Below are 1,227 nucleotides of genomic sequence, written 5' to 3'. Positions count from 1 at the left end.
CTGCCACTCAAAATGTGATTAAACATACTCACATCGAGATAATGCGGATTCTCACGAATACCGCTTACTGTTTCTTTGTGTATGCTTTTGAGTAACCGGAGTTATCTCTACTCACAGATCCTAAGTACACTCCACAGTCGTTAATTCCCGAAATAGCCTTCGGTACATACTTACGTTTGCGGGATCATGCAACTTCGTAAGTCTCTGCATCTCTCAGATTCCGTGCTGCATTGAGATCTCTGTCCTCAATATATCCACATGTGCATCTGTAGATCCTGTCTGAAAGTTTCAGATCTTTTTTAATACAGCTGCAGCAGTGGCAGATCCTGGAAGATGGATACCATCGGTCAACTACCCTCAGTTCGATTCCATATTCAGCACATTTTATTTTCAATTTTGTCCGGAATTCATAGAATTTCTGGGACGCAACTGCTTTTGAGAGATGCCGGTTCTTCATCATCCCGGATATGTTCAGATCCTCGATCGTTATATGAGACGGCTTGGTTTTCACTATCTCAGATATTACCTTGTTGATATGATCTGTACGGATATTTTCTATCCGATGATGAAGTTTCTGTACTTTAAGCTTTTGTTTGCATATATTTGCTCTTTGAGTGGTCTCCCCTTTCTTTAAGTTCTCATATTTACGGGAAAGCTTTCGCTGTGCCCGTCTTAATTGTTTCTCAAGTTTTCTAATCCGTGCTGTTTTATTGATATTTCTGTATACAGTTCCATTTGATACAACTGCAAAGTCTTTCAGCCCCAGATCAATTCCAATCCCATCAGTGAAATTTCCATCTGCTTCCGGAGCAGGTATATCGACAAGTGCAGACACATAATATCTGCCTGCTTTCATGGAAACTGCCCCGCTTCGGATCACATATCCATCCTTAGAGGTCGGAATGTAACCTTTTTCTTTCAGCCTTACCCAGCCAAGTGTTGGGATCTTGATCCTGTGACGTTCACAGAGACAGTCTTTGGGATTATTCTTTACAAAATACATTTTTACATCAGATCTTCCTTTTTTCTTATATCTCGGGAAACTAGTCTGATGATGAAAAAATCTTGAAAAAGCGGTACAGGCATTTTCGATTGCATTCTTTACCGATTTGGAACTGACTTCTCTGATCCAGAAATATTCCGGATGCCCTGGAAGGTATTCATTGTTCAGCCATACACTGAACGACTTGCCGCTCATAAATCTTTCACCGGCATCATAACGTTCTT

The 1,227-nt window shown here is 40.7% G+C and carries 1 protein-coding gene; it reads right to left on the bottom strand.

What is annotated here, in order from left to right:
* Positions 1 to 184: 184 nt before the first annotated feature.
* Positions 185 to 1,227: RNA-guided endonuclease InsQ/TnpB family protein (locus tag AB5026_RS18960; RefSeq protein WP_368214150.1), on the bottom strand; the 1,043-nt coding region annotated here is incomplete at its 5' end.

Origin of the sequence: Blautia sp. RTP21359st1_E11_RTP21359_211015, from assembly GCF_040910705.1 — a bacterium.
Taxonomy (GTDB): Bacteria; Bacillota; Clostridia; order Lachnospirales; family Lachnospiraceae; genus Blautia_A; species Blautia_A fusiformis.
Note: the sequence above shows the minus strand (reverse complement) of the source record. Positions and strands in the feature narration are given on the sequence as shown.